Genomic DNA, 407 nt, shown 5'->3' on the forward strand with positions numbered 1-407 from the left:
ACTTCAAAGAGGTCAACGACGTCTACGGTCACCCGATGGGCGATCAGGTTTTGATCCGGCTGTCGCAGACGGTGGCGGCCAGCGTGCGGCGCTCTGATCTGCTGGTTCGTTGGGGCGGTGAGGAATTCGCCCTGCTGCTCGCCGACACCGATGCCCAGGCAGCCTATGAAACTGCCAAGAAACTGCGGCTTCTGGTCTCGCATACGATCTTTGAACAGGTCGGTACCGTCACCGCCAGTTTCGGCGTTGCCCAGGTGCTTCCGGGCGACAACGCCGAAACCCTCGTCGCGCGCGCCGACAACGCGCTATATCGCGCCAAACTCAATGGTCGCAATCGGGTCGAACTCAGCCTGTCTGTGGTCGACCCGCTCGAACTGTCGCCGACCCTGTGATGACCGGCGATCGCT

1 protein-coding gene is annotated in these 407 nt (G+C 61.9%); it reads left to right on the forward strand.

Annotated features, from left to right (window positions below):
• Positions 1 to 392 (forward strand): GGDEF domain-containing protein (locus DY467_RS25850; protein ID WP_164639896.1); only part of this gene is annotated, 392 nt, incomplete at its 5' end.
• Positions 393 to 407 lie beyond the last annotated feature (15 nt).

Origin of the sequence: Rhodopseudomonas sp. BR0G17 (assembly GCF_010907025.1) — a bacterium.
In the GTDB taxonomy this organism is placed as follows: Bacteria; Pseudomonadota; Alphaproteobacteria; order Rhizobiales; family Xanthobacteraceae; genus Rhodopseudomonas; species Rhodopseudomonas palustris_H.